We start from the raw sequence: 2150 nt of genomic DNA on the forward strand, positions 1-2150 counted from the left end.
AGGTCGGATCTGACGTCGGAGCGGTTTGTCGCGGATCCGTTCGGTGAGGGTGGTCGGTTGTATCGCACGGGTGATGTGGTGCGGTGGCGGGCGGATGGCCGGCTGGAGTTTTTGGGTCGTGGTGACGGTCAGGTGAAGGTGCGGGGATTTCGTATCGAGTTGGCCGAGATCGAGGCGGTGCTTTCCCGGCACGAGTCGGTGGGGCGGGTGTCGGTGCAGGTCCGTGAGGACCGCCCCGGGGTGAAGCGCCTGGTCGCCTATGTGGTCGCGGCCTCCGGGCGAAGTGTGGACGTGGCCGTTGTGCGTGAGCACGCGGCGGTCGTACTCCCCGAGTACATGGTGCCGTCGGCGTTCGTCGTTCTGGACGCGCTTCCATTGACGACGAACGGCAAGGTCGACCGCAGGGCGCTTCCCGCTCCGGAGGCAGAGACGGGGGAGGAGTACGTCGCCCCGCGCACTGATGCGGAGAGGATCCTCGCGGGTGTGTGGTCGGACGTGCTCGGCGTCGAACGCGTCGGCGTCCACGACGACTTCTTCGCCCTCGGCGGCGACTCCATCTCCGCCCTGCGGGCCGTCGGCCGTGTCCGCACGGTTCTCGGCGGCGAGTTCTCCTCCCGTACGCTCTTCGACCACCCGACCGTCGACACACTGGCCCGGGCCCTCGCCGCGCCCGGCGTGCCCGGGGCTTCCGCCGAGCCGGCGATCCCGCGCGTCGAGCGCGATGGGACCCTTCCGCTGTCCTACGGTCAGGAGCGCCTTGCCTTTCTGGCCGACTTCGCGCCCGGCGACTCCACGTACAACACCGGCCTCGCCCTGCGCGTCTTCGGTGACGTCGACGCGTCCGCGCTGCGCACCGCGCTGGTCGGGCTCGTCGCCCGCCACGAGGCGCTGCGTACCACGTTCGCCGACGGATGCCAGCACGTCCAGCAGGACGTCGAGGTGCCCGTGCGGGTGGTGGACCTCGTGGCCGAGGCCGACGGTGCGCGGCCGGACGCGCTGCTGCGGGTCCTGCAGGAGGAACAGGCCGCCCCGTTCGACCTGGACGGAGGCCCGCTCGTCCGGGTCCTGGTCGTCCGCCTCTCCGAGCGCGTGCACGTCCTGGCGCTGTCGATGCACCACATCGTGACCGACGGCTGGTCCATGGGCGTGATCGTCCGTGAGCTGAGCGCGCTGTACGCCGCCGCGGCGCGGGGCGAGGAAGCCGTTCTGCCGGAGCCGCGCATCCAGTACCCCGACTTCGCGGTCTGGCAACGGGAGAATCTCGCGGGTGGCGCGTTCGACGGTCAGCTCGACTACTGGCGTGGCAAGTTGTCGGGTCTGGAGCCGTTGGAGCTGCCGACGGACCGGCCGCGTCCGGCCGTGCGCACCTCGGCCGGCGCCCTCCACACGTTCGTGATCCCGTCCGGCCTCGCCGACCGGCTCAGGGCGGCGGGGCAGGAGCGTGGGGCGAGTCTGTTCATGGGGCTGACGGCGGTGACGCAGTTGCTGCTTTCGCGTTACAGCGGCCAGCGGGACATCGCGGTCGGTACGGTCGCGTCGGGTCGTGAGCACACCGAGCTGGAGAACCTCGTCGGGTTCTTCGTCAACACCCTTGTGCTGCGCACCCGAGTCGACGAGTCCGTGAGTTTTGGGGAGTTGCTCTCGGAGGTGCGCGCGACCACCCTGGACGCGTTCGCCCACCAGGACGTCCCCTTCGACCGCGTGGTGGACGCCGCCGAACCGGAACGGGACCCGAGCCGGAGCCCACTGGTCCAGGCTCTCGTCGTACTCCAGAACTCCCTCGGTCTCAAGGGCGAGTTCGCCGGCTGTCCGGCGAAGCGCGAGTTCGTTCCGCGAGCCACGGCGAAGTTCGACGTCTCCTGGGAGTTCTGGGAGGAGGACGGCGGCCTGACGGCCGAACTGGAGTACAGCACGGATCTCTTCGACGCCTCGACCGTCGAGCGGATGTGCCGCCACTGGACAGCGCTCGCGGAGGCGGTGGTCGCTTCGCCGACGACGCCGCTTGCCCGGCTGGAGTGCCTGAACCGGGGCGAACGTGAACTCGCCCTGGGGGAGTGGGTGGGTCCTGGTGTGGGTGTGGGTGGTCGTTCGGTGGTGGAGTTGGTTGCGGAGCGTGTGGCGGCTGTTCCTGGGGCGGTTGCGGTGGTGTG

At 70.1% G+C, this 2150-nt stretch carries 1 protein-coding gene; it reads left to right on the forward strand.

Annotation, left to right across the window (positions count from 1 at the left end; translation table 11 throughout):
• Positions 1–159: 159 nt before the first annotated feature.
• Positions 160–2150 (forward strand): condensation domain-containing protein (locus tag AB0E67_RS36415; protein ID WP_362035148.1); only part of this gene is annotated, 1991 nt, incomplete at its 3' end.

The sequence above is a fragment of the Streptomyces sp. NPDC032161 genome (assembly GCF_040636995.1).
Taxonomy (GTDB): domain Bacteria; phylum Actinomycetota; class Actinomycetes; order Streptomycetales; family Streptomycetaceae; genus Streptomyces.